Source organism: Alkalilimnicola ehrlichii MLHE-1 (assembly GCF_000014785.1).
Lineage (GTDB): Bacteria > Pseudomonadota > Gammaproteobacteria > Nitrococcales > Halorhodospiraceae > Alkalilimnicola > Alkalilimnicola ehrlichii.
The window spans coordinates 670,326-692,240 of record NC_008340.1 but is presented as its reverse complement, the minus strand read 5'-3'; the positions used below and the strand labels follow the sequence as shown (position 1 = coordinate 692,240).

Genomic DNA, 21,915 nt, shown 5'->3' with positions numbered 1-21,915 from the left:
TGCCCCTGATTTTCGCGGGGTTATATTCGGGTCCGGTAGCTAGTGGGGGTTTGTGGGGTTTCTAGGGTTTGTTCCGCTCTATAGGTCTGAACTGTCACTGACAGTTTTGAACCCATCGTTGTGAGAAACCCCAGAAACCCCCGAAACCCCCACTAGCTCAGACTTGCACCACCCGCCATTGCCGGGTTTTGTACGCCTCCCCCGCGCCCTCAATGCGCAGGGCGCTGTCCGCTTGGTCGAGCGCGTCGTGAATCTCTTCCGCTACTTCCGCATCAATCATCGTCGTTACCTCGCTGATTGCGCCTGGTGATTGAAGGCCACCGGGCGGCGCTGGAGCCGGTGCCCAATAAGTTGAATTAGTTGTATGCGCGCACACGAGTAAGAAAAGTAAAAAAGGGGCTTGTATAAACTCTGTACTCGCGCACGCGCATACAAGTTTTTCAACTAATTCCCTGCCTCTCGGTGGCCGCCGTGTGGATCGCTTGGAACCGCTCGGCCCGCTCCTTTTTGATCCGCTGGCTGTGCTGCATAAACACCTCATGCACTCGCGGATTAACAGCGAACCGGCCATCACTGCGCCGCCCCCGCTTGCCTCTCTGCGCTTGGTCGGTAATATCCGCGAACCATCCGAACTCAATCAGCAGATCGGTAGCGGCTTCGGCATCGCCACTGTTAGCCCCTCGCCATCCGGTGGCATCCCTGGTCAAGTCGCCACGGGTTAGCACCATCCAACCCTTGGCCAGCACCGCCTCGGCAGCAGATACCGTCAAGCGGCGGGCTCCCTCGCTGGCCTCATCCAGTACCGTATAAACGGCCTCAGAATGGCGATAGAGCACGCGCATAATGGTTAGCGCCCGTTCCATCGTCTCCGCGCTTATAACGGTGTAGGGGCGCTCTTTGGCGGCCACGGCGTGGACAACGTGGAGCGTCAAGGCAACGCGGATCGCGAAGGCGGGAAACTTGCCCAAGTGCTCCGCAAAGCGTGCTCCCGGCGTGCGGGCCGCAAGCACCCGAATGGCTTGCATGTAGTCCTGTAGCAGCGCCACCGCCTCGCGGTCTAGCTGGTAGTGCTGCGGCCCTTCCTCGGCAAGATCGGCAACGGCTTGGAACACGTTGTGAGCACTGGCATCCGCCAGCATATCCGGCTCGGTCAGCAGGTCGCCATCGGCGGCGGGGCGCAGTTGGTAGAGCATGAAACGCTGCATCATGCCGTCACTGCTGCCATGCCCGCGTTTGAACTGCTGGGCCAACACTTCGGGTTGAATAGCGCCGATAACCCCAGCAGCCCAATGGGGAATAACCTTCACCTTCCCGGCTCGGTTAATAACGCGATCCTCCTTGCCGCTCCACGCTTCCAACCAAGCCGGTCTGTCTTTGCTGGCTGCGCCTCTCGCGCTCGTGAAGGCATCCATAGAGCCGAGCCACGCGGTCAGCTCATCAATGGCGAGGGTTACGCCTTCCGGGTTGCCCTCCAGGGCATCGCGCATCCCTTCAATGGTCCCATCGTCGGTATTGCGCTGCTTCCAGATCGGGCGGGGCGGTTCCTCGCCCTTCTTGGCGCTGTCCGCCGCTTTGTGCCATTCCATCAACTCGCGGGCACTCCGCTTGTTGATCTCGCTGTAAATGCTCATCGCAGGTTTCCCTGCTGCGCCCAGGATTGGCGTTTTACCTCCGCCGCTGGAATCCACAAGGGCAGCCCAATGGAGCGGCGGCTCTCGCCAGCTCGAATTAACGGCCACCCGCGTTCGGTGGTCCATCAGGCAGCCCGCGTGCGCCAGCATCACGAACAGGTAGCCACCAGGGTCAAACCCGGTTTGCGCACTGAGGCCAGCCGCGTGGCGCTGCCAGGCTTCCGGCATAACTTGGGCAGGGAAAGGCGGCACCGGGCGAGATGCAAACAGGTCCACCGGCTCCGGCCATCCGGCGGTCTCAGTGCTTCCCGTCTCGTCGTCGAACTCGTCCGGCTCGGCTTCAACATCACGGCGGGCAGGCGCGACGGCGTAACGCTGCACCCACTGCCTAGCGCCTTGAATGTCTCCGCCGCGCTCCTGAAGCGGCTTGTCGCTGATGCCGTGCTCAGGGTTCGCCAGGATGGCCACGGCCTCCCCTTCGGTGGCACCAGCACGTACAAGGTCTTTCGCGCACTGGAATATGCGATCCGACCGCGTGCCCTGCTCTACGCCATCGGTAATCCAGCCGCGCACATGGGGCGGCAGCTCGAACGCCTCCAGGCCACGGCCTCCGCCCGTTTCGGGTTCAGCCTCTCCGGCCTTGGTGTCGGAACTAGCCTTGTCGAAGTACTCCGCCCCCAACTCGGACAGGTCGCGTTCCTCGATAGCGTGCGGCGTGCCTTCGACGTGATAGCCGGTGATCGTGAGGAAACGGCCATCCTCGTAGAACTCCACGCCCTCCGCCCTATTGTTGCCGGTATGGCCGCCGAACGTACCACGGGCAATAAAGCGGTATCCCTCCAGGCCGGGGGAAACTTCGGTGTAAGTGTCGGCGGCTTCGATGATTCGGCGGGCCTGTTCCGTAGGCGCACCCGTACCTGAATTACAGCAACCGTCCAGGTCGCCACCGATCAGCCCGAAACCCGGCATCAGGATAATGCCGACGCCAGTAATATCTTTGGCCTGATTCGCGTAATAGATTGCCTTCTCTGCGGTGGTGCAGAACTCGGGCTTTGGGTTTTTCTTCCCGCCCCATGCCTTGGAACCCTGCAAGCCATCAGCGGCGCTTACCGGCACTTTGTCCGGCTTCGGCTTTCCAGGCTTTTGCACCAGCTTCCAAGCGCACCAGATCGGCATATCCACCAGATCAAGGGGCAACTCCCAGGCATCGGGAATATGCCGCTCATACGGCATGGCGTTGGAGGGAATGGTAGTGGTATAATCACCGGCAGAACAATCAGCTTTGCTCATCGCCCGCCCCGTGATCCCGCCGCCGCCAAGCTCTAGGGTCTCGGGGTTTCGTTTTTGTGCCTCCATCACGCACCCTCCCCCGCCTGCTCGGCTTCCCACTGCTCCAAGTCGGACAACTTCCAGCGGGTGCAGCCGGGGGACAACTTAACGGGCTTAGGGAATCGTCCAGCAGCCACCCAGCGCCAGGCGGTGGACTTGTGGACGTTGTAGCGCTCGGTGATCTGGCGTAGTGACAGGTAGGTGGTCTGTTGTGCTGTCGCGGTCATTGGTCAGAACCTCATGTTCGAGGCTCCGCCGTAGGGGGGCGGCAAGATACGGCCAGGTGTTGCGCACATGTTCAACTCTGGCTACACTGCCCATGAGGCTAACCGTTGGTAGCGGCGCCTCACTCCACCCCTACGGTGGAGCTATAAAGGTGAAATTGCTGTATCGGCCCGGTCACTGTTGGTAGCAGCGGCCGGGCTTTTTTATGCGCTACTCGTCGCGCACGGTTCCCATTAAACCGCACTGGAGGGGGGTCGCGCAAGTGCCGTTTATCACCATATATCAGGGGTGTAGCGCGACACCCCCACTAGATGTTGTGCCCGATAGGAGTAACGCTTGCCGTCTCCGGCATGCCGTCTCGGCAGTAACGCGCCCACTCCTGCATCAGCCGCTTGCGCTGTGGCAACAGCTCGTCACGCGCATAGGCGGCGCGGGTGGCGTCGCTGTTGACGTGAGCTAGGGCCAGCTCTGACACCTCGTCCTGATAGCTGGTGCAGGATCGCGCCCAATCCTTGAACGTGGAGCGGAACCCGTGGGCCGTGGCGTCTACCTCCATCCGCTTGAGGACAGCGCCCAACGTCATGTCGGACAACTGGCCACCACGCGGCGCGGTGAACACAAGGTTACTGCCCTCCATCCGTGGCACGCGCTCCAGCACCGCCACTGCATCATCGGACAGCGGTACGCGGTGGGGCTTACCGGCCTTGATCCTGTCGGCTGGCACCGTCCAGACGCGGGCGTCTAAGTCGATCTCGTCCCAGGTGGCACCGCGCACCTCACCGGAGCGGGCAGCGGTGAGGATGGCGAACTCCAAGGCGAGTGCGGCCATGCCTTGGCGCTGTCTCAACGCGGCCATGAACTCCGGCACTTCCTTCCACGGTAGAGCGCGGTGGTGCTTCACCTTCCTGATCTTGTTCGGAGCCGGCAGCGCAACCTCCAGGTTGCCAGCCCATCGGGCCGGGTTCTCGCCCTCCCGATAACCGGAGACAGTCGCCCAGGTGATAACCGACTCCACCCGCTGGCGTACCCGCGTGGCGGTCTCGGTCTTTTCCTTCCATATCGGTTCCAACACCTTGAGGACGTGGGCCAACTCAATGTCGGCCACCGGCAGATCACCCAGCACCGGGAAGGCATGACGCTCAAGACTGCTTATCCAGTCGCGCTTATGCTTGGCGTTGCGGAACTCGGCGGCCTTCGCCTGGTGGCATTGGGCGGCGGCCTGAGCGAACGTCAGGCGCTTGGCCTCAGCCGCCCGTTGCTCCGCTATACGCCCCCGACGCTCGGCAACGGGGTCATTGCCGCGCCACAGCTCGTCCAGCAGCTCACGCGCCCTTTCACGCGCCTGAGCGAGTGTCACTGTTGGGTATCCACCGAGACCATAGTCCCGTCGCTTCCCTCCGGCTCTGGTGCGCAGAACCCAGCATCGGGCACCGCTGGAGTAGACGCGCAGCAGCAGACCGGATACACCGCCGACAGCATGCACCCCCACCTTCGATAGTCGCTTAACTTGGATCGCTGACAACTCTTTGGCTTTCTTTGGCATCCGCTCACCTATCACACCAAAAACCTTGACATTGGATGCTACACGGTGCGACTATTTAAGACAAGGAAAAGCGGAGGCTAGGATTAAAATGGCGGTGGATCAGGGGCTTGCAATACGCTTTGCGACTTTACGCGACCGTGTTAGAGTAGACCTCGGCTCCACCAGACACCACCCGGCGGGCCACCGGCCCGCCCGCAGGGGCCGCCTCCACCGGGCGGCCTTTTTCGTTCCAGCCACCCGCCGGGGCCGACGGCCGCCGCTGGCCCCGAGGATCAGACGCCCGGCCCCACCATGGAAGTCGTCCTCGCCGTCGCCCTGCCCTTCTTCGCGCTGATCTTCACCGGCATGGCCGCCGGTCGCACGCGGCTGCTGGAGGGGACCAGCACCCGGCCGCTGAACACGTTCGTCTTCTATTTTGCCCTACCGGCGCTGTTGCTCAGCGGGACCGCGGAAATGGCGGCGGCGGACATCCTGCGCCCGGCGCTCTTCCTCTCCTGGCTGTTGCCCGCCTTGCTGCTGTTCTTCACCACCTGGCTGGGGCTGCGGTGGCTGTTCGGACGCAGCGCGGGAGAGGGGGCGATACAGGCGCTGGTCGCCACCTTCGGCAACGTCGGTTTCGTGGGCCTGCCCCTAGTGGTCACCGCCATGGGCACCCACGTGCTGCCGGCGGCGATGGTGGTGATCATTGTCGACAGCGCCATCATGATCGCCGTGGCCACGGCGATCATCGAGTGGGAAAGGGATGAGGGGAGCGGTTTCCGTCGCGCGCTGCGTACCGCAGGACTGGGGGTGGCACGCAATCCGCTGGTCATCGCCAGCGCGGTCGGCGTCACGCTGGCACTGCTGTCGCTCAGCCTGCCAGCCCCGCTCCTGCGTTACCTGGAATTGCTGGGTGCTGCGGCCGGGCCGACGGCCTTGTTCGCGCTGGGCATCACCCTCGCCCGGCAGCCGGTCCGCTCGGCGGGGCCGGAGGTCGCCATTCTGGTGGCCGCAAAGCTACTGATCCACGCACCGGTGGTCTGGCTGGCCACCTGGCTGCTGGGGCTGGACGGCCCGCTGCAGACCGCCCTGGTCATCCTGGCCACTCTGCCGGTGGCCGCCAACGTCCACGTGCTGGCACAACGGTACGGCCTCTACGCGGGCCCCACGTCGACGGCCATTCTGATCTCGACAGTACTCTCCATGGTCACCGTTTCGCTGGCTCTCTCACTGCTGCTGTGAGGCGACGCCTGCCGGCAGGCTTTCCCTGGCCTGCCGGCAGGCACTCACGGGCCATCAATCCCGCAGCTGCCCGCTGCGCTTGAGCTCTTCGTACCAGAGCGGATTGTGGTGCTTGATGAAGTCCACCTCCGCGTAGCCGCTCTTCATGGTCTCGAGCGACTCGCGCTCCTCCACCGTGGCGAAGTAAATGTGCGGCACCAGCCCGATGAGCACCAGGAAGACCGCCGCGGCGTGGATCACCAGGGCCCACCGGAAGAGGGCGCCATAGACCGGGTTGTCGGGGAAATGGAAGACCATCGGCCCGAAGTAGAGGTAAAGCCCGGTCACCGCGATGGCCAGGGAGGCGAAGACGATCATCGTCCCCAGCAGACGCTGGGCGCCATTGTAGCGCCCCTGCGGCGGTATCGGCGCGGCTTTCATCAGCCCGAACAGACGCGCCATGGTGATCACCATGGTGCGCAGGTCGTGCCAGAGCGCCCCCGGAGTGAGTACCAACACATTGCGCAGGAAGGGCAGCACCACGCTGCGCCAGCGCAACAGCATAAACAGCCCGATACCTACCATCCAGGCCACCCCCACCACCACATGGAAGAGGATGAGGTTCTGGTTGCCGCCGAACAGGTTCTGCAGGAACTGCGGCCACCAGGCCGGTGCCAGGCGCAGGCTGTCGCCGGTGATAATGCCCAGGCCGGAGGGCACGAGCAGCGCCCAGCAGAGGGCATTGAACCAGTGCAGCCGGATGGTCCATCGGTCCCGGACCCTGATTTTCTTCACTTCCGCCATCACCGTTCCTCCTGCTCGCTCGTCTCCGGGTGCTCGTCTCGACTCACCTGATTGCGGCGGTCGATGAGTTTCTTCACGCCGGCAGCGGCAAACGTGACGGCCATGGCCCCCAGACCGACCTTGGCCGCGGGGTTCACCACGTCACTGATTGCCTTCTCCTGGATGGTCTGCTGCACCGGGTGCGGCAGCACCGCCTGGGGCAGGGGCTTGCCCCCGGTGTAGTAGTAGTGCGCCGTGCTGCCGGGCACCTCGTCGGTGGTCAACTGCACCCACTCCTTTTCCGCCAGCAGTTTGCTGACCTCGGAGTCCGGGTCGTTGGCATCGCCAAAGTGCAGCGCCCCGCCCACGCAGGTCTCCACGCAGGCCGGTTGCAGGCCCTGGTCCACGCGGGGCTGGCAGAAGGTGCACTTGTTGATCTTGCCGGTCTCCGGGTCGAGCCAGCGGGCGTCGTAGGGGCACGCCGGCACACAGAGCTCACAACCGGAGCAGAGCGGATCGTCCACCAGCACGATGCCGTCGTCCCGCTTCCAGGCCGCCCCGGTAGGGCAGGCGCTGACACAGGGGGCGTCGTCACAGTGCTGGCAGCGCCCGGGGAAGAACTGCAGTTCCGGCATGCCATTCTGATCGCAGTCTTCCACCTCGGCGACCCAGTCGCGGGACTGCCCCAGCGGGGTCTCCCACTCGGCCCGACAGGCCACCACGCAGGCCTTGCAGTTGATGCAGCGGGTGACGTCCGCCAGCATTACGTAGCGTTTATTGCTCATGCCTCACCCCCTTCGAGCTTCTCCACCCGCACCAGGGCCCGGTCCAAGGCCGCGGAGCCGATGTAGGGGTCCTCGTCGTTGCTAATCAGGTTGGACGTTGCACCGCCACGGCCGTAGGCCTGCCGTCGCCGCGGGTCGAAGCCACCGAAGCCGTGCACCATGAACACCGTGTCCTTGCGAATGCGCCGGGTGACCTTGGCCGGCAGCGTCTCGCTGCGCCCCTTGCGGTCCGTCACCCGCAGCGTGTCCCCCTCCCGGATGCCCCGCGCGGCAGCCGCCTCGGGGTGAATCCACAGGCTGTTCTCCGCCATGAACTCGGTCAGCCATAGGTTGTTCTGGGTCCGGGTGTGGGTATGCACGCCGGTGCGGCCAAAGGCCAGGTGAAACTCCTCCGGCGCCCGTTCGACCTGCGGGCGGTAATCCAACGCATCCAGGTAACCCAGTTCCTTCAGACGGCTCGGCACCAGTTCCAGCTTCCCGCTCGGGGTAGGGAACTCGGAGCGCAGACCGTGCTCGCGCGGGAAGTTCTTCACCGGGTCTTCGGGGATCTTGGCCACCCCCGTGCGCTCCAGCTCTTCGCGGGACAGGCCCACCTTGCGCAGCCGTTCATCGACCAGGTCGGCCACCGAGTCGTGCGGGAAGTAGCGCCCCAGACCCAGCCGCTCGGCGATCTGCTTGCAGATGGTCCAGGCATCCCGGCTCTCGTGGAGCGGCTTCATCGCCGGCGCCCGCAGGGCCACGTACCCTTCACGCTGACCGCCGGTCTGCAGGTCGTCATAGCGCTCCAGGTAGCTGGCCTCGGGCAGCAGGATGTCGGCGTACATGTTCATTTCGTTGGGCATGACATCGCAGGCGACAAAGAAATCCAGGTTCTCCAGTGCCCGCCGGGTCAGGTCGTAGTCGGGCCCACTGAGAAACCCGTTGCCACCGGCGGCAATGAAGGCCTTGATGGGATAGGGCTTCTCCTCGGCCATCGTTCGCCAAAGGTGATTGGCCAGCCCGCGCGAGCCCCAGGCCAGGGGGTAACGGCCGGCCACGCCGGCACCGTCGGCACGCAGGGCCCGGCCCTCTTCGTCCAGACACTCCGGCGGCAGATTCGCCTTGGGGTACTCGAAGGGCGGCAGGTCCGGCTCCGGGATGTCGAAGGTCTGCGGGGTGTAGATGCCACCGTAGCGGTCCCAGACCCCGAACAGGGCGTTGAGCTGGGCGATGGCCACCCCCATACCCAACTGATTGTCGGTACGGGTAACCCGGCGGGCGGAATAGACCAGCACCCGGGGGGCCGCCTCAGCCATTTCCCGGGCGATGCGGCGGATGGTGGCAGCGGGGATCTCCGTCTCGCCCTCCGCCCATTCCGGCGTGTAACCCCGTACCCGCTGGCGCAGCTCCTCCAGCCCAATGGTGTACTCGTCGACGAAGGCCCGATCGTACAGCGCCTCTTCGATCACGACGTGGATCAGCGCCAACACCAGCGCATGGTCCGTCAACGGCCGGATGGGCAGCCACTCCTGTGACTTCGAGGCGGTCACGGTATAGCGCGGGTCCACATAGACCGACTTGGCGCCGTCCGCCATGGCGTCCATCCAACCGCGCACCTCGCCATTGTGCAGGGCCTCGGTGATGTTACGGCCCAGCATCAACGTGTAACGGCAGTTTTTCAGGTCCACGGTCTCATTGCCGGTCAGGTTCCGGCCGGCCACTAGGTCATTGGTGATCAGTCGCGGGCCGCAGCAAAGGCCAAAGGCCGGGCTGCAGGTATTGGGGGTACCAAAGGCCTCGCCCAGGCGCGTATAGGGCTTCATCCAGGTGCCGTGACCGATGACGGTCAACGCGTGCGCGCCGTAGCGCTCGCGCACCCGGCTCAGCCCCTCGGCCACCTCGTCCAGGGCCTCGTCCCAGCTGATCCGCTCCCACTTGCCCTCGCCGCGTTTGCCGACCCGGCGCATGGGATACTTGAGGCGGTCCGGGTCGTAGGCCCACATGGGCCCGGCATTGCCTTTGGCGCAGACGATGCCGTAATTGTGCGGATGCTCCGGGTTGCCGTCGATCTTGACGGCACGGCCATCCCGGGAGCGGACCTTGATGCCGCACCGCCAGAAGCACATGTCGCAGAAGCCGTAGGTTTCGGTGGTCGCCTTCAGTGACTCCACCTGATGCGGGACCTCGATGCGGCTCAGCGCGCGAGTGGGCACTCCGGCCACGCTCAGGCCCACCCCGGCGGCAGAGCCGCTCAGGAAGGCCCGGCGCCCGGGGTTGAACGCCTGTTTTCCACTCATGCCAGATACCTCGATCAGTTCAGAACAGTTTCGTGATAGGGGCGCTGTATGGCCCGGGCGGGAATGCGGTTCTCCACACCACAGGCCATCAGCGCGTCAAGGAGATCGACAGAGGCGGAATAGAACGGATGCAGTGAGGGGTCGGCCTGGCGCAGGGCGTCAACAAACTCGGGCACCCAGTGGCGCATATGACGGGTGATAAAGGATTGGGCCGCTTCACGGGACTCCGACGTATCCTGCTCCGCCAGCAGCGCCAGGAACTCCAGTTCGCTGACGATGTGGTCGGGGAGCAGCCCGCTGTCCGGCGTCACGGAGAAGCCGAAGGCCTGCATGCGACGGCCCACCTCTATGGTGACGTCACCCAGCAAACGGCCCTCCAGCCAGTAGGCTGCGTAGGGGTGGGCCACCACGGTCGGGTTGCCCAGAACGAACAGTCGGGTGTGCTCACAGGCCAGCGCCGGGGCCATATGCAGCTGCTGCTCCAGCCCGTCCACCGCTGCGCGGCAGGCCGGCGAAAGCGGCGTCTCCCGCAGGGCGATGATCAGTGAACGCGCGGCCTCGAAGCGGCGGGGCGAGGGCTCATCGAAGGCGATGGCCCCTAATAAATACAAGTAACTGCGCATCGTTCCATCCTCCAGTGCAGAGCAAAAAGACTCCACAAGCAGGAACGATACTAAGAAGGTAAAGAATTCCTCCGCATTGAAAATCGTCAATCCGGGCGGATGAAAATCATCAATCCGTGATCAGAGTCTCAAGCGCATGGCGGTCGCAGGTAAAGCCCTCGGCGCCTTCCTTCAACAGCCCCTCGCGCTTGAGCTCCGCCACTGCCCGGCTCGCCGACTCGGTGGTCACGCCCAGCATCGCCCCCATGTCCTTGCGATTGAACAGCGGTGCATGCCCCACCCCCCGGGCATCCGCCAGGCGCAGGATCAAACGGATGACGCGCTGTCGGGCGGAGCCGGTAGACAACTCCGTCAACCAGGCCTCGGCCTCGCTCAACGCCCCCTGCCAGCGACGCATCAGTTCCTGGTGCAGGCCTGGATTCTGGATATTGAGTTCGTTCAGCACCTCGACGGGAATACGGCAGGCCAGGCCCCGCTGCACCACGATGGCGTCGTGCTGGTAGGGTTGACGCAGCAACGCCTCCAGCCCGAGCACGTCGGTGCTGCGGGCGATGCGGACGATACGCTGATCGCCGTTGGGGAGATACTGCACCAGTTTCACCAGCCCCAGGCGCACGGTAAAGACGGCGTTGGCCGGCTCACCTCCCCGGTACAACCAGCGCCCGGGCACCAGCGGCACCTCCTCGATCGCGCCCTCGACCACAGCCAACTCCGCCTCCCGGAGGCCGGCGAACAGGGCGGAGTCACGGATGGTGCAGACGTAGCAGTCGCTGGTGGCACACCAGTGGGGTCTGTGGGGCATATAGGGGCTCATCATCGGGTGGCGGAAGCTTCCGTGCTATCATACCTGGCCAGCGCCCTGCCCCGGTAGCTCAGCAGGATAGAGCAGCCGCCTCCTAAGCGGCAGGTCGCAGGTTCGAATCCTGCCCGGGGCGCCACCCTCATTTCCATTCTGCCAACCACTGGGCAAAGTCATTGGCTGGCATTGGCCGGGCAATGTAATAGCCCTGCCCTAAGACCACGCCGGCCGCCCGCAGGTACGCCAGCTGGTCCTCGTTCTCGATACCCTCGGCCACGGTCTCGAGCGCGAATTCGCGTGCCAGATGGATGATCGCCCGTGTCACCGTGTCGCTGCCCGCCTCGCCCGGCACGCCATCGATGAATTGCTTGTCGATCTTGAGGGTATCGACCGGCAACTGGTGCAGGTAGCCGAGCGAGGAATAACCGGTGCCGAAGTCGTCGATGGCGATCCCGAACCCAACCTCCCGCAGCGCGCGCAGGCGCCCGATGGTATCGGCGCCCGTCTCGCAGAGCATGGTTTCGGTGAGCTCGAGTTCGATCGCCTGCGGCGGCAGGTCATGCTCCGCGCAGAGCGCCTGCAGCCGCGCCGCGAAATCCGAAGCGCTGACATCAGCGGGTGTGACGTTCACCGCCAGCACGAAATCGCGTGCTCCGTCCGCCCGCAAGCCCGCGACGGTGCGGCAGGCGGTGGCGAGGATCCAGGGCGTGATCCGGCGGATCAGGCCGCTGGATTCAGCAACCGGTATGAACTGGCCGGGCGGGACCAGCTCGCCGGATGGCAGGCGCCAACGGATAAGGGCCTCGGCGCCGGCAACCCGGTTGTCCGCAAGCCTGAGCTTGGGTTGCAGCCATAGTTCGAACTGCCCCTGCTCCAGGGCGTCATGGAGAGCCGCCTCAGTGCGCAGGTGATCCAGCACGGCCTCGCGCCAGCTTGGCGAAAAGAACGCCGGCTCGCCTTCGTTCGCCTGTGTCGCGGCGATGTTGGCGGCACTGATGACGGTCTCGGCGTCGCTGCCGTCGTCGGGGTAGCTGGCGACGCCGATACGGACCTGGGGGCGGATCGGCTCACCGGCAACCTCGATAGGATGACGCTCCACCTTGCTGAGACGGGTGCAGAGGGGCAATACCCGGTCCATCGGTGACGCGTCGTCGAACAGCATGGCACCCCAGTGCTCCGTGCCCAGCCGCGCCAGTCCCACATCGTCCCCGGCCAGGTGGCAGAAGCGCTCGGCACAGGCGGCCGCGGCGTGGTCGAGGCCGCGCTGGCCGAAGGTCTCAAGCACCCTGGTGAACGGCGTATGCACTGCAACGACGTGCACCGACTCACCCTTTGCCTTCGCCGCTTCAATCGCGGTCCGTACCTGCTCATGGAACAGGTTGCGATTGGGCAGGCGCGTGGCACGGTCGTAGTTGACGATGCGGACGAACTGGTCGCGCTGGGCCAGGGCCTGGTGGCGGGCCCTCAGCAGCATCTCCAAGCGTTCCAGCAACTCGGCGCGGTCGATGGGGCTGACCACGAACTCATCGACGATGGACCGCAGGCGGCCGGCCCGACTGCGGAGGTCAGCCCGCGGGAGCACCAGCATGACCGGCAGAAAGACCGGCTGCTGCGCATGTTTGGCCTCGTACAGGGCATCCTGCCAGCGCAGCAGCGCTGGTCCGTCAGCGATGGCAAGGTCGAAGCCCTCGGCCGGGAGGTGGCCGTCCTCGACCTGGACCACGCGGTAACGGGCCGAGAGCAGGTTTGCCAGCTGCTGGCGATTGCCCCGCCCTTCCATCAGCAGCAGGATGCGTCCGGCCTGGTCTGTGTCGGCAGAGCCCGCCGACGCCACCGGCCGCCAGGCGGCGAGGGCCGGGCCCCTCGGCCCCGAGCTGCCCGAGTCAGACTCCGCGGCCATGGGTATCCTCCCTCGTTGACCCCGGCCCCGGAGGCAGGCTTTGCAACAGTTTCAGCAAGGCGTCCTTGGCCACGGGCTTGCGCAGGATGCTGGCCGCGCCGTACTGCAGCGAGCGGTTGCCGGCGTCACGGTCCTGGCTGGCGAACAGCACCACGAAGGGGACGCGGCAGTCCTGCAGTTGCTGGCACAGCGGCCAGACAGCCTGGCCGAAACCGGTCGGATCCACCAACGCGACCCAGTGCCCATCCCTTTGCTTCAGGAGCGCCTGCAACGCGTCGGCCGTGGGCGCACGGGCCGCGGCCATGCCCGCTTCCTCGGCCGCCGCGGCGAGCACCCGCGCATTGCCCGGCTGGCGCACGATCAGGATGACCCCTCGTTTGCCCGCTGCCGTCATTTCGACTCGGTCTCCCGCCGGGTAGCCATGCCGGGCGCCACGCTCGCCGGCTCCCCGACGCGGAAGCCACCCGGGGCGATCTCGAACCGGCGCTGCTGGCGATCAAAATCGGACATGCGTTTCTTGAGGATGCCGACGAGTTTCTCGAGCCGATCACCACCATGCACGTAACGGAAAAAGATGACGTTGTCCGCCAGATGACTGATCTCGCGCGACGATATCTGCAACTCCTCGCCGAAAGAATGGTTCTCGTTGACCAGGAGCACCGTGACACCCCTGCGCGACAGGGACTTGGCGAGCGTGTGCAACGGCCGCTGGACGGCCTCGTCCTGATTGAGCGCCATATCGAAGCCGGTGACGCTGTCGATCACGACCACGTCGATTTCCTCGTCCTCGACACGCTGCAGCAGATCACCCATGAACTCGTCTGCGAGATAGCGCAAGGGCTCGATCTGCTCCACTACCAGGCCCCTCGATTGCAGCGGTCCGTCGACATCGACATCGAGCGCGCGCAGGCGCCGGAGATAGCCGTCCAACTCCTCCTCGAACTGGAACACGCTGGCGCGATGCCCGTCGTGAGCGGCCGCGGCCGCGATCATGGCCGCCACCGTCGATTTGCCGATCCCACTAGGGCCCGTAATCAGCGTGATGGTGCCGTTCTCGAGGCCACCATGGAGCATTTCGTCGAAGGCGGCATTGCCGCTGCGGAACTGCACCGTACCTGCCCCGTCCGTCAGACGTCGCGTCGGCGGCACGGTGCGAGGGAACACATGAATGCCGCTCTTATCGACGCGGTACTCGTGTCGGCCGCGCTGGGCCGCGGAGCCGCGCAGTTTCGAGACCTCAATCGTGCGGCTGGATGGGCCCGCCTCCAGATTGATAACGCCATCGGCGAGAAACTGGAGATCGTCATCCGGGTTCTCCATGGACGACTCCGAGGTGAACACCACGGTGGCCCCACGCTCGACGAGAAACCGCAGCAGCGACACGACCTGTTGGCGGAACTGGTAACGGTCGGCGGACACGAGTCGCAGGTGTGTCAGCGAGTCGATGAACACGCGGTGCGGCTGGATCCGTTCGACCGCTTCCACTACGGTGTCGATCATCGGTGCCTGCTCGACATCGGACGCCGCGAAGACGTCGTAGGTCTCGGAGCCGGCGAAGAACTCCTCGGTTGGTGCCAGGCTCAGGAACTCGATGCCGCGGGTGTCGAGACCGACGGTGGCCGCGTTGGCACGGAGCTCCGCCTCCAGCTCCTGGAAGCCGATGAAGAGCGTGCGCTCCCCCTCGCCGGCGGCGGTGAGAAAACTGAGGCCGAGCGTGGTCTTGCCCAGCCCCGGCCCACCGCGAAGCAGGTAACCGCGACGGGCGATCAGGCCGCCGTCGAGGATCTGGTCAAGGCCGGCCACGCCGGAGGAGACACGCTCCGGCAGCCCGGCCGCCACGGAGGCATCGCCGCGTGAAGCGGAGGACATATTGGCTCTCCTTCAGAGCCGGAACAGGTGTTGTTCCCGGGACTCTGGATTGACAAGTTTACCCTGACACTACCAGGGAATCGTACGCCAATCCGCCCTTGATCCCAATCGACAACGGCAATCACCCACAGCCCCTCCAGAAGGATTCGGCCAGGCGGGCCCCGCATTCATCGCGCCTGTTCGCCGACCCCGTCCGTTTCCGGTGCGCTACCAAACACCCGGTCCGTCAGTTTGACGTACCAGGCCGCCGACTGCACCTGGATGATGAAGGCCAGCGCAACCACCAGCGCCGCATCGGCACCTGCCTCGCCAAAGGCGTTCATGGCCAATGCCAGGGCAATGGAGAGATTGCGCATCACCGTGCCGTAGACCAGCGCAATCCCCTCGCCCCGCCCCAACACGGCGCGGGCAATGCCGGTGCTGAGGGTGTAGTTGATCAGGTAAAGCAGGACCACCGGCACGGCGATAATCAGCAGGTCGCCGGGAGAGGCGATCAGGTCCCCGGCCTTCAGGGCCATGGCCACGAAGACGATACCCAGCACCCCCAGGGAGGAGAGCGGCGGGAAACGCGGGGCCCACCGCCTCTGGTAGCCCTCCTGGCCGTAGCGACGGCGCAGGTAGTGCTGGGTGATCTGCCCGGCCACCAGTGGCAGCAGCACGATAATGGCGATCTGGCGGAAGACCGTCAGCAGGTCCACCGGCACCTCGGCGCCCATCAGCCATTGCACGTAAAAGGGCGTCGCCACCGAGCCCACAAGCAGGCCAATCACCGTCATCTTGATGGCGGCGGGCACGTTGCCTTTGGCAAAGCCGGTCCAGGCAATGGTCATGCCGCTGGTCGGCAGCAGCGCCGCCAGCAGCAGCCCCAGGGCGAAATAGGGGTGATCGGCCAGGAACAGCAGCCCGATGGCAAAGGCGATGAAGGGAATGACGCCAAAATTCACCAGCAGCGCCAGGCCCTGGGCGCGACCGTCCACCCCTTCCAGGACCGAACGCACCTTCAGATTGACCATCATCGGGTAAACCATCAGGAAGGTGAGAGGCAGAATAAGCGCCTGCAGCCAGTCGCTCGGCGCCACGGCCCCGAAAACGAACCCCATCGCCATCATCGCGGGGATGGCGATAGTCAGCTTACCGGTAAGCTTGGACAGGATCTGAAAGGCGTTCATGGGTTCTCCCGTTGCGTCTCATTACTCGGCTTTTCCGTCGGATACCGGCCGCCCCACCGCGGCCATGAACGCCCCGAGTGGCAGCCGATCCGGCAGCATGCGCTCCGTGCCGGCGCGCAGTGCCCGCGGGCCGCGGGCACAGAAGAGGCCCCAACGGAGGTCCGTCAGCCGCCAGCCCGGCAGTGCCTGGAACCAGCGGCGCAGGTCTACCCCGCGATCCCAGCGCGCGCCGCGATAGCCCCCCCGCCCGGCCTTCTGCCAGTGCAACAGACTCGGCCGGTGGAGCAGCCCCAGGGCCACCCCCTCACGCGCCACCCGCGCCATCTCGGCCAACGCCACCTCCGGGGACTCGACAAAGCACAGGCTGGTGATCGCGATGCAGTTGGCGAAGGCCCCGTCCGGGAATGGCAGGGTTCGGGCATCACCCCGGACATACGCCACGGAATCATCCAGCGAGCGGGCGTAGCGCAGGGCATCGCCGTCCGGGTCCAGCCCGACCAGATCGAGGCCGGCCTGGGCAAAGCGCCGGGTAAAGTGGCCAGTGCCGCAACCGACATCCAGAACCCGGCTCCCCAGGGCCGGCCTCAGCAGCCGAAAGAGCAGATCGAACTCCCGCTTCGCCACCCAGCGGCCACGCGGACTGTGGTACCAGGCCTCGTAACCCGCAGGATGATCCCGGCTCTGACGCCCTGACATCGACACCCCCACTGGCAGACATCGGACCCAACCCGATGCGGGCACGGCCTCCAGTGTTTGACCTTAACCGGGGAATCCTCTACCGTCAATCAGAACGTATATTGTTATATTGAACACATCCACAGCAAGGATTCACCCCGAAACCCAGCCTGACAATCGGAGCCAGCACATGCACTACCTCATCCTGATCAACGATCCCCCTTATGGCACTGAGCGCGTCTTCAACGGCCTGCGTCTGGCCCACGCGCTGCTCAAAAAGGCCGACGACAACCGGGTCGACGTCTTCCTGATGGCCGATGCCGTGGTGGGTGCCAACGCCGGCCAGAAGACACCGGACGGCTTCTACAATGTCGAGCGTATGCTGCGTCGGGTGCTTGCCGGCGATCGCGGCCGTGTCCTGCTGTGCGGCACCTGCATGGATGCCCGCGGCATGTCCGACGACGACACCATGGACGGGCCACGCCGCAGCACCATGGACGAATTGGCGCAGATCACCGCTGACGCGGACAAGGTCATTGTTTTCTGATTCAGAGTCACCATGAGCGCACCAACCCCGATCTACCTGGACTACAACGCCAGCACGCCCATCGCCCCCGAGGTAGCCAAGGCCATGGCCCCCTACCTGCAGGAGGCCTATGGCAACCCCTCCGCCGGTCACTGGGCCGGCGGTCCGGCCCGTGAGGCGGTGGAGCAGGCGCGCCGGCAGGTGGCCCGGCTGATCGGGGCGGCGCCGGACGAGATCGTCTTCACCAGCGGCGGCAGCGAGGCGAACAACCACGCCATCAAGGGCACCTGGTACGCCACAGAGGGGCCATTTCACATCATCACCACGGCAGTGGAACACCCGGCCACCCTGGTCCCCTGCCGTTTCCTTGAATCCCTCGGTGCTAGCCTGACCGTACTCCCCGTGGACCGATATGGGCAGGTGAACCCGGACGCGGTCCAGGCGGCCATCACCCCCGAGACCCGCCTGATCAGCGTCATGCACGCCAACAACGAGGTGGGCACCCTGCAGCCGGTGGAGGCCATCGGCCGCATCGCCCGCGACCACGGTGTCCGCTTCCACGTGGACGCGGCGCAATCGGCCGGCAAGGTGCCCATCAACGTCCAGGCCATGGGCGTGGATCTGCTCTCGCTCGCCGGCCACAAGTTCTACGGCCCCAAGGGCATCGGCGCGCTCTACGTCCGTCGCGGCATCGACCTGACGCCGCTGATCCACGGCGCCGGTCACGAGGGGGGGCGCCGCGCCGGTACCGAGAGCGCGCTGCTCGCCACGGGGCTGGGCACCGCCGCCGAGAAGGCGCGTGACCTCAGCCCCATGGCTCGGGTTCAGGCGCTGCGCGACCGGCTCTGGACGGGCCTGAAGGGCCATTTCGGTGATACCCTTTGCCTGAACGGTCACCCTCAGGCCCGTCTGCCCAACACCCTGAACGTCGCCTTCGCCGACTGTGTAGGCGCGGCCATCCTGGACCGGCTCGACGGTGTCGCCGCCTCCACGGGCTCCGCCTGCCACGCCGGCTCTGTCACGCTCTCACCGGTGCTGGCCGCCATGGGGGTCCCGGAGCGGGTGGGCATGGGCGCACTCCGGTTCAGCCTGGGCCGCTGGACCACGGAACAGGAGATCGACGAGGTTATCGCAAGGCTCGCCCGGGCGGTCCCCCAGGCCCGGGCCGCCACCACACAGGAACCATCATGAGCCACACCCCCGAGACCACCCGCAAGCGCGATCTCCTCGCCCAGATTGCCACCGTCGGCAAGGCCCTGGGCCACGCCTACCGGCTGGAACTGCTGGAATACGTCGCCCAGGGCGAGCGCACGGTGGAGGCCCTCACCCAACTCACCGGGCTGCATCTGGCCACTGTCTCGCAGCATCTGCAGCACCTTCGCCGCGCCGGCCTGGTCCGCACCCGCCGTGAGGGCAAATACATCCACTACCGGGTGGCCGGCGACGATGTGGTCAACCTGGTCAACAGCCTGCGCTGCGTCGCCGAAAACAACCTCTCCGAGGTACAGCGGCTGGTCCAGGACTACTTCGACGATACCGAGGCGCTGGAGGCCCTCCCCACCGCCGACCTGCTGGAACGGCTGCGGGAGGGGTCGGTGACCCTGCTCGACGTGCGGCCGGAAGAGGAGTACCGCGTCGGCCACCTCCCCGGCGCCATCAATATCCCGGCCTCGGAGCTGGCGCAGCGCCTGCGCGACCTGCCACCGGGCCGGGAGGTGGTGGCCTACTGCCGCGGCCCCTACTGCGCGCTCTCCCACGACGCGGTCCGTCTGTTGCGCGAGCGGGGTGTCAAGGCCCTGCGCCTGGAGGCCGGTTACCCGGAGTGGAAGGCGGCCGGCCTGCCGGTGGAAGACCGCTGACACCCGGCGGTCACATCAGGATCGCCAGCAGCACCGGCAGGTAGAGCAACGACAACAACGTGGAGACGAACACCAGGCTGGCCACGTACTCCGGCTCCCGGCCCGCGCGCACCGCAAACAGGTAGTTGAATACCGCCACCGGCATACTCATCTGCAGCACCAGGATGGCGTGGGCCAGGGGCGAGAGCCCCACCAGAAGGCCGGCCCCCCAGGCCAGCAGGGCGGCCACCGGGATTCTCAACAGGCTGAAGCCCACCCCCGACATCAGGCCGGTCACCCGAATGCTGGCCAGAGAGACCCCCAGGGTGATCAGCATGAGCGGCACGGTGAACCCGGAGATCAGGTCCACCGTGTTGTCCAGCCAACGGGGCAACTCACTGTCGGTGATCAGCAACCCAACCACGATGAGTATGGCGTAGACCGTGGGGGTCCGGAGCAGTGCCCGCAACGGATTCCCGCGGCTGGCCATCATCGTCCCCAGGGTGAACTGGAACAGGGTGACGGTGATCATCACCGTGATCCCGAAGGCGAAGCCGGTACCGCCGAAGGCGTAGAGGACCACCGGCAGGCCCATGTTGCCGGTATTGGGGTACATCATCGGCGCCAGCAACACCCGCCAGTCGCGACCCAGCAAACGGGCCATCAGGAAGGTGACCGCGCCCATCGCCAGCACCACGAGGGCCGTTGCCAGCATCGTCCGGCCGAAGGCACTGATGTCGATGTCCGCCCCGGAGACCGCGGCCAGGACCAGTGCGGGCGTGCCGATATTGAAGACCAGCCGGGTGACGAAATCCACCGGATAGGGGTGGCCCAGTCGCACCCAGGCAAACCCCAGACCGGCCCCGGCCAGCACGGGGGCCATGACAGCAAATAACTCTGCAAACATTGCGGCCCCCGAACAGGCGGAGAGAGAAAAGCCGAGTATTTTCTGCGGGAAAAACGCCGGACGCAACCCGGCGCTGGAGGGTCAGCACCGCTGCATCAAAGCTGGCGGCCGGTTACAATCAGGCGCCCCGATCGCTCACCGACCCTGACCCATGGAACCAAAACCGACACCCAAGCCCCTGCTGTACCACATCATCGGCGCCCTGGTGCTCATCATCACCGGGGTGATCTGGCTGTTCCTGCAGTGGCGCGCCGACGGTCCGGCCAGCGAGTGGGAGGCGGCCCTACCCCACGCCCTCGTACTGGGCGGGTTCGCGTGGTACGCCGTCACCCGCCTGCGGATCTGGCGCCGGCAGCGTGACTGACCGTCGCACCGAGTCCCCTCCGTCGGACGGACGGCGCCGGCTCAGGGCACCTCAGCGGCCCAGCTTCGCGGGTAGAGGCTGGCCAGGTGCCGGCTGCCATCCTCCGCCGCCGGGCTGACCACGCCCAGGCCCAGCCCATAGCCCCGGCGCCGGACCACCACCGAACCGCTCTCCCCCAGCCCGATGCCCTGCCCCGGTTGCAGCGTCACCACCTGGCGGCGGGTATAGGCCTGCGCCTGGCTTTCGTCCAGTTCCACCACGTTGCGCCGGGCGTAAGCGCCCAGCGCCATCACCCCGGCGGTGGTGAGTTTGGGCGGCTTCATCTGCACCCCGACGGTCGGCAGACCGAAGAACACCCGCTCCGGCCGGGCCGGCGGCTCGTGGTCCGCGGCAATGAGCTGGGCGTATTTGCGGCCACGGTGGACCAGCCGCAACCCGGCCAGGGCCGACCCGGGAATGGCGTAGCGCTGGACAATACCCTCCAGCCAGTGACCGTCCGTCGGCCGTTCTGCCGCCCGCGCCCCCTCGCGGCACTCGCCGCCCACCCGCTCCAGCAGGGCGATGAAAAACCCCCCGGTGTTGTTGTGGTGGGGCCAGAGCCGGACCGCCTGGGCCAGCTCCGGCAGGAAGGTCCGGCCCCGCCACCCGGTGAGCCCCGGTGCCAAGTACAGCCCGGGCAGGCTCACCGGCAGCAAGCGCAGTTCGTCCGGGTAGCGGCGCAGCAGGGCATCCACCACCTGTTCGTTCTCCTCCGGGGCAAAGGTGCAGGTGGAGTAGACGATACGCCCGCCCGGGCGGCAGAGCCGCACCGCCTTGTCGAGAATGGCCGTCTGCCGCGCGACAAGCCGCTCACGGGTCTCGCACAGGGCCTGGGCGGAGGGCTGGCTGGACTTGCGCACCGTGCCCTCGCAGCTACAGGGCACGTCGGCGATGACCCGGTCGAAACCGCCCGCGTGGGGGGAATAGTCCTGTGCCGGCCGACAGGTGACCGAGACGTTCATCAGCCCCAGCCGCTTGATCAGATGACGGATGGCGGCCAGCCGCCCCTTGGCCACATCGTTAGCCACCACGGTGCCACGGTTTCCCAGCGCCAGTGCCGCCTGGGCGGTCTTGTTGCCGGGGGCGGCGCACAGGTCGAGCACCCGGTGACCGGGCTGCGGATCCAGCAGCGTCACCGGCACCATGCTGGCCTCCTCCTGCGCATGGTAAAGCCCGGCGGCCTGCCCCCAATGCGCCCCCGGACGCAGCCCGGCGGGCAGACGCAGGGCCGAGGGCTGCCAGGCCACCGGCCGGGCATCGATACCCGCCTCAGCCAGCAGCGAGCGCAGGGCCTCGCGGGTGATCCGCGCCGGGTGGGCCCAGATGGTCGCCGGCAGCGGACTGGCCACCGCCGTCTCGAAGGCCGGCCAGTCGTCCACCACATCGCGGTAGCGGAACAGCGGGTTGTCGGGACGGACAGCACCCATAGCCGGG

Annotated in this window: 21 protein-coding genes and 1 tRNA gene; 6 read left to right on the top strand and 16 right to left on the bottom strand. The window is 66.0% G+C overall.

Annotated elements, in window-relative coordinates:
• Positions 1-157: 157 nt before the first annotated feature.
• From MLG_RS15820 to MLG_RS03285, 4 genes are all read right to left on the bottom strand, one after another.
• Positions 158-280, bottom strand: coding sequence for a hypothetical protein (locus tag MLG_RS15820; RefSeq protein ID WP_269490050.1), 123 nt, complete (start codon positions 278-280; stop codon positions 158-160).
• Positions 281-440: 160 nt separating this feature from the next.
• Positions 441-2,987 carry a DUF3987 domain-containing protein gene (locus tag MLG_RS14675; RefSeq protein WP_011628388.1) on the bottom strand — a complete coding sequence of 849 codons (2,547 nt, stop codon included), beginning with the start codon at positions 2,985-2,987 and terminating at the stop codon, positions 441-443.
• On the bottom strand, positions 2,987-3,187 hold the full coding sequence (locus MLG_RS03290; RefSeq protein ID WP_011628387.1) for a helix-turn-helix transcriptional regulator: 201 nt from the start codon (positions 3,185-3,187) through the stop codon (positions 2,987-2,989). Before MLG_RS03290 ends, MLG_RS14675 begins: the two co-directional genes overlap by 1 nt.
• 305 nt (positions 3,188-3,492) lie before the next feature.
• Positions 3,493-4,728, bottom strand: a complete 1,236-nt coding sequence (locus tag MLG_RS03285) for a tyrosine-type recombinase/integrase (protein WP_011628386.1) — start codon at positions 4,726-4,728, stop codon at positions 3,493-3,495.
• 291 nt (positions 4,729-5,019) lie between these two features.
• Here MLG_RS03285 and MLG_RS03280 point away from each other — a divergent pair, with 291 nt between their 5' ends.
• On the top strand, positions 5,020-5,949 hold the full coding sequence (locus tag MLG_RS03280; RefSeq protein ID WP_011628385.1) for an AEC family transporter: 930 nt from the start codon (positions 5,020-5,022) through the stop codon (positions 5,947-5,949).
• A 54-nt stretch (positions 5,950-6,003) separates the two neighbouring features.
• Here the strand turns inward: MLG_RS03280 and MLG_RS03275 are convergent, their stop codons facing one another.
• The 5 genes from MLG_RS03275 to MLG_RS03255 all read right to left on the bottom strand — a co-directional run bounded on the left by MLG_RS03275 (position 6,004) and on the right by MLG_RS03255 (position 11,197).
• Positions 6,004-6,732, bottom strand: coding sequence for a formate dehydrogenase subunit gamma (locus MLG_RS03275; protein ID WP_011628384.1), 729 nt, complete (start codon positions 6,730-6,732; stop codon positions 6,004-6,006).
• Positions 6,732-7,496 (bottom strand): 4Fe-4S dicluster domain-containing protein, encoded by a 765-nt coding sequence (locus tag MLG_RS03270; RefSeq protein ID WP_011628383.1) that lies wholly within the window; start codon positions 7,494-7,496, stop codon positions 6,732-6,734. Before MLG_RS03270 ends, MLG_RS03275 begins: the two co-directional genes overlap by 1 nt.
• Entirely contained in the window at positions 7,493-9,772 is a 2,280-nt protein-coding gene (locus MLG_RS03265; RefSeq protein ID WP_011628382.1) for a molybdopterin-containing oxidoreductase family protein, read from the bottom strand. Before MLG_RS03265 ends, MLG_RS03270 begins: the two co-directional genes overlap by 4 nt.
• A 14-nt stretch (positions 9,773-9,786) precedes the next feature.
• The gene (locus MLG_RS14670; protein WP_011628381.1) at positions 9,787-10,395 is read right to left on the bottom strand and encodes a TorD/DmsD family molecular chaperone; all 609 of its coding nucleotides are present in this window, start codon (positions 10,393-10,395) and stop codon (positions 9,787-9,789) included.
• A 109-nt stretch (positions 10,396-10,504) separates the two neighbouring features.
• Complete coding sequence (locus tag MLG_RS03255; RefSeq protein WP_232209279.1) at positions 10,505-11,197, bottom strand: Crp/Fnr family transcriptional regulator; 693 nt, start codon at positions 11,195-11,197, stop codon at positions 10,505-10,507.
• Positions 11,198-11,256: 59 nt separating this feature from the next.
• On the opposite strand from MLG_RS03255, the gene MLG_RS03250 reads away from it, so the two are divergent.
• Positions 11,257-11,333: transfer RNA gene (locus tag MLG_RS03250), tRNA-Arg, on the top strand.
• Between the two features lie 3 nt (positions 11,334-11,336).
• Here the strand turns inward: MLG_RS03250 and MLG_RS03245 are convergent.
• The 5 genes from MLG_RS03245 to MLG_RS03225 form a co-directional block, all read right to left on the bottom strand.
• Positions 11,337-13,094, bottom strand: coding sequence for a putative bifunctional diguanylate cyclase/phosphodiesterase (locus MLG_RS03245; RefSeq protein WP_011628379.1), 1,758 nt, complete (start codon positions 13,092-13,094; stop codon positions 11,337-11,339).
• Positions 13,078-13,488, bottom strand: a complete 411-nt coding sequence (locus tag MLG_RS03240) for a response regulator (protein WP_011628378.1) — start codon at positions 13,486-13,488, stop codon at positions 13,078-13,080. The genes MLG_RS03245 and MLG_RS03240 overlap by 17 nt, the downstream gene beginning before the upstream one ends.
• Complete coding sequence (locus MLG_RS03235; protein WP_011628377.1) at positions 13,485-14,963, bottom strand: DUF3939 domain-containing protein; 1,479 nt, start codon at positions 14,961-14,963, stop codon at positions 13,485-13,487. Before MLG_RS03235 ends, MLG_RS03240 begins: the two co-directional genes overlap by 4 nt.
• 167 nt (positions 14,964-15,130) lie before the next feature.
• Positions 15,131-16,132 (bottom strand): arsenic resistance protein, encoded by a 1,002-nt coding sequence (locus MLG_RS03230; protein WP_011628376.1) that lies wholly within the window; start codon positions 16,130-16,132, stop codon positions 15,131-15,133.
• Positions 16,133-16,153: 21 nt separating this feature from the next.
• Positions 16,154-16,828: a class I SAM-dependent methyltransferase gene (locus tag MLG_RS03225; protein ID WP_011628375.1), complete on the bottom strand. Its 675-nt coding sequence runs from the start codon at positions 16,826-16,828 to the stop codon at positions 16,154-16,156.
• 169 nt (positions 16,829-16,997) lie between these two features.
• Between MLG_RS03225 and MLG_RS03220 the strand changes: the two genes are divergently transcribed.
• The 3 genes from MLG_RS03220 to MLG_RS03210 are packed head-to-tail and all read left to right on the top strand — an operon-like array spanning position 16,998 to position 19,192.
• Positions 16,998-17,354 carry a DsrE/DsrF/TusD sulfur relay family protein gene (locus MLG_RS03220; RefSeq protein WP_011628374.1) on the top strand — a complete coding sequence of 119 codons (357 nt, stop codon included), beginning with the start codon at positions 16,998-17,000 and terminating at the stop codon, positions 17,352-17,354.
• 12 nt (positions 17,355-17,366) lie between these two features.
• Positions 17,367-18,524 carry a cysteine desulfurase family protein gene (locus MLG_RS03215; RefSeq protein WP_011628373.1) on the top strand — a complete coding sequence of 386 codons (1,158 nt, stop codon included), beginning with the start codon at positions 17,367-17,369 and terminating at the stop codon, positions 18,522-18,524.
• The gene (locus tag MLG_RS03210; protein ID WP_011628372.1) at positions 18,521-19,192 is read left to right on the top strand and encodes an ArsR/SmtB family transcription factor; all 672 of its coding nucleotides are present in this window, start codon (positions 18,521-18,523) and stop codon (positions 19,190-19,192) included. The genes MLG_RS03215 and MLG_RS03210 overlap by 4 nt, the downstream gene beginning before the upstream one ends.
• Positions 19,193-19,202: 10 nt before the next feature.
• On the opposite strand, the gene MLG_RS03205 is transcribed toward MLG_RS03210, so the two are convergent.
• Positions 19,203-20,078, bottom strand: coding sequence for an AEC family transporter (locus MLG_RS03205; RefSeq protein WP_011628371.1), 876 nt, complete (start codon positions 20,076-20,078; stop codon positions 19,203-19,205).
• A 151-nt stretch (positions 20,079-20,229) separates the two neighbouring features.
• On the opposite strand from MLG_RS03205, the gene MLG_RS03200 reads away from it, so the two are divergent.
• On the top strand, positions 20,230-20,442 hold the full coding sequence (locus MLG_RS03200; protein ID WP_011628370.1) for a hypothetical protein: 213 nt from the start codon (positions 20,230-20,232) through the stop codon (positions 20,440-20,442).
• Positions 20,443-20,483: 41 nt separating this feature from the next.
• On the opposite strand, the gene MLG_RS03195 is transcribed toward MLG_RS03200, so the two are convergent.
• Positions 20,484-21,908, bottom strand: a complete 1,425-nt coding sequence (locus MLG_RS03195; RefSeq protein WP_011628369.1) for an RsmB/NOP family class I SAM-dependent RNA methyltransferase — start codon at positions 21,906-21,908, stop codon at positions 20,484-20,486.
• Positions 21,909-21,915 lie beyond the last annotated feature (7 nt).

Bases quoted from the DNA above. Each gene is read 5' to 3' on its own strand.
- MLG_RS03270 (WP_011628383.1), bottom strand. From the start codon at position 7,496: ATGAGCAATAAACGCTACGTAATGCTGGCGGACGTCACCCGCTGCATC.
- MLG_RS14670 (WP_011628381.1), bottom strand. From the start codon at position 10,395: ATGCGCAGTTACTTGTATTTATTAGGGGCCATCGCCTTCGATGAGCCC.
- MLG_RS03255 (WP_232209279.1), bottom strand. From the start codon at position 11,197: ATGCCCCACAGACCCCACTGGTGTGCCACCAGCGACTGCTACGTCTGC.
- MLG_RS03275 (WP_011628384.1), bottom strand. From the start codon at position 6,732: ATGGCGGAAGTGAAGAAAATCAGGGTCCGGGACCGATGGACCATCCGG.
- MLG_RS03205 (WP_011628371.1), bottom strand. From the start codon at position 20,078: ATGTTTGCAGAGTTATTTGCTGTCATGGCCCCCGTGCTGGCCGGGGCC.
- MLG_RS03235 (WP_011628377.1), bottom strand. From the start codon at position 14,963: ATGTCCTCCGCTTCACGCGGCGATGCCTCCGTGGCGGCCGGGCTGCCG.
- MLG_RS03210 (WP_011628372.1), top strand. From the start codon at position 18,521: ATGAGCCACACCCCCGAGACCACCCGCAAGCGCGATCTCCTCGCCCAG.
- MLG_RS03280 (WP_011628385.1), top strand. From the start codon at position 5,020: ATGGAAGTCGTCCTCGCCGTCGCCCTGCCCTTCTTCGCGCTGATCTTC.
- MLG_RS03195 (WP_011628369.1), bottom strand. From the start codon at position 21,908: ATGGGTGCTGTCCGTCCCGACAACCCGCTGTTCCGCTACCGCGATGTG.
- MLG_RS03200 (WP_011628370.1), top strand. From the start codon at position 20,230: ATGGAACCAAAACCGACACCCAAGCCCCTGCTGTACCACATCATCGGC.
- MLG_RS15820 (WP_269490050.1), bottom strand. From the start codon at position 280: ATGATTGATGCGGAAGTAGCGGAAGAGATTCACGACGCGCTCGACCAA.
- MLG_RS03220 (WP_011628374.1), top strand. From the start codon at position 16,998: ATGCACTACCTCATCCTGATCAACGATCCCCCTTATGGCACTGAGCGC.
- MLG_RS03265 (WP_011628382.1), bottom strand. From the start codon at position 9,772: ATGAGTGGAAAACAGGCGTTCAACCCCGGGCGCCGGGCCTTCCTGAGC.
- MLG_RS03225 (WP_011628375.1), bottom strand. From the start codon at position 16,828: ATGTCAGGGCGTCAGAGCCGGGATCATCCTGCGGGTTACGAGGCCTGG.
- MLG_RS03245 (WP_011628379.1), bottom strand. From the start codon at position 13,094: ATGGCCGCGGAGTCTGACTCGGGCAGCTCGGGGCCGAGGGGCCCGGCC.
- MLG_RS03240 (WP_011628378.1), bottom strand. From the start codon at position 13,488: ATGACGGCAGCGGGCAAACGAGGGGTCATCCTGATCGTGCGCCAGCCG.
- MLG_RS14675 (WP_011628388.1), bottom strand. From the start codon at position 2,987: ATGGAGGCACAAAAACGAAACCCCGAGACCCTAGAGCTTGGCGGCGGC.
- MLG_RS03230 (WP_011628376.1), bottom strand. From the start codon at position 16,132: ATGAACGCCTTTCAGATCCTGTCCAAGCTTACCGGTAAGCTGACTATC.
- MLG_RS03285 (WP_011628386.1), bottom strand. From the start codon at position 4,728: ATGCCAAAGAAAGCCAAAGAGTTGTCAGCGATCCAAGTTAAGCGACTA.
- MLG_RS03290 (WP_011628387.1), bottom strand. From the start codon at position 3,187: ATGACCGCGACAGCACAACAGACCACCTACCTGTCACTACGCCAGATC.
- MLG_RS03215 (WP_011628373.1), top strand. From the start codon at position 17,367: ATGAGCGCACCAACCCCGATCTACCTGGACTACAACGCCAGCACGCCC.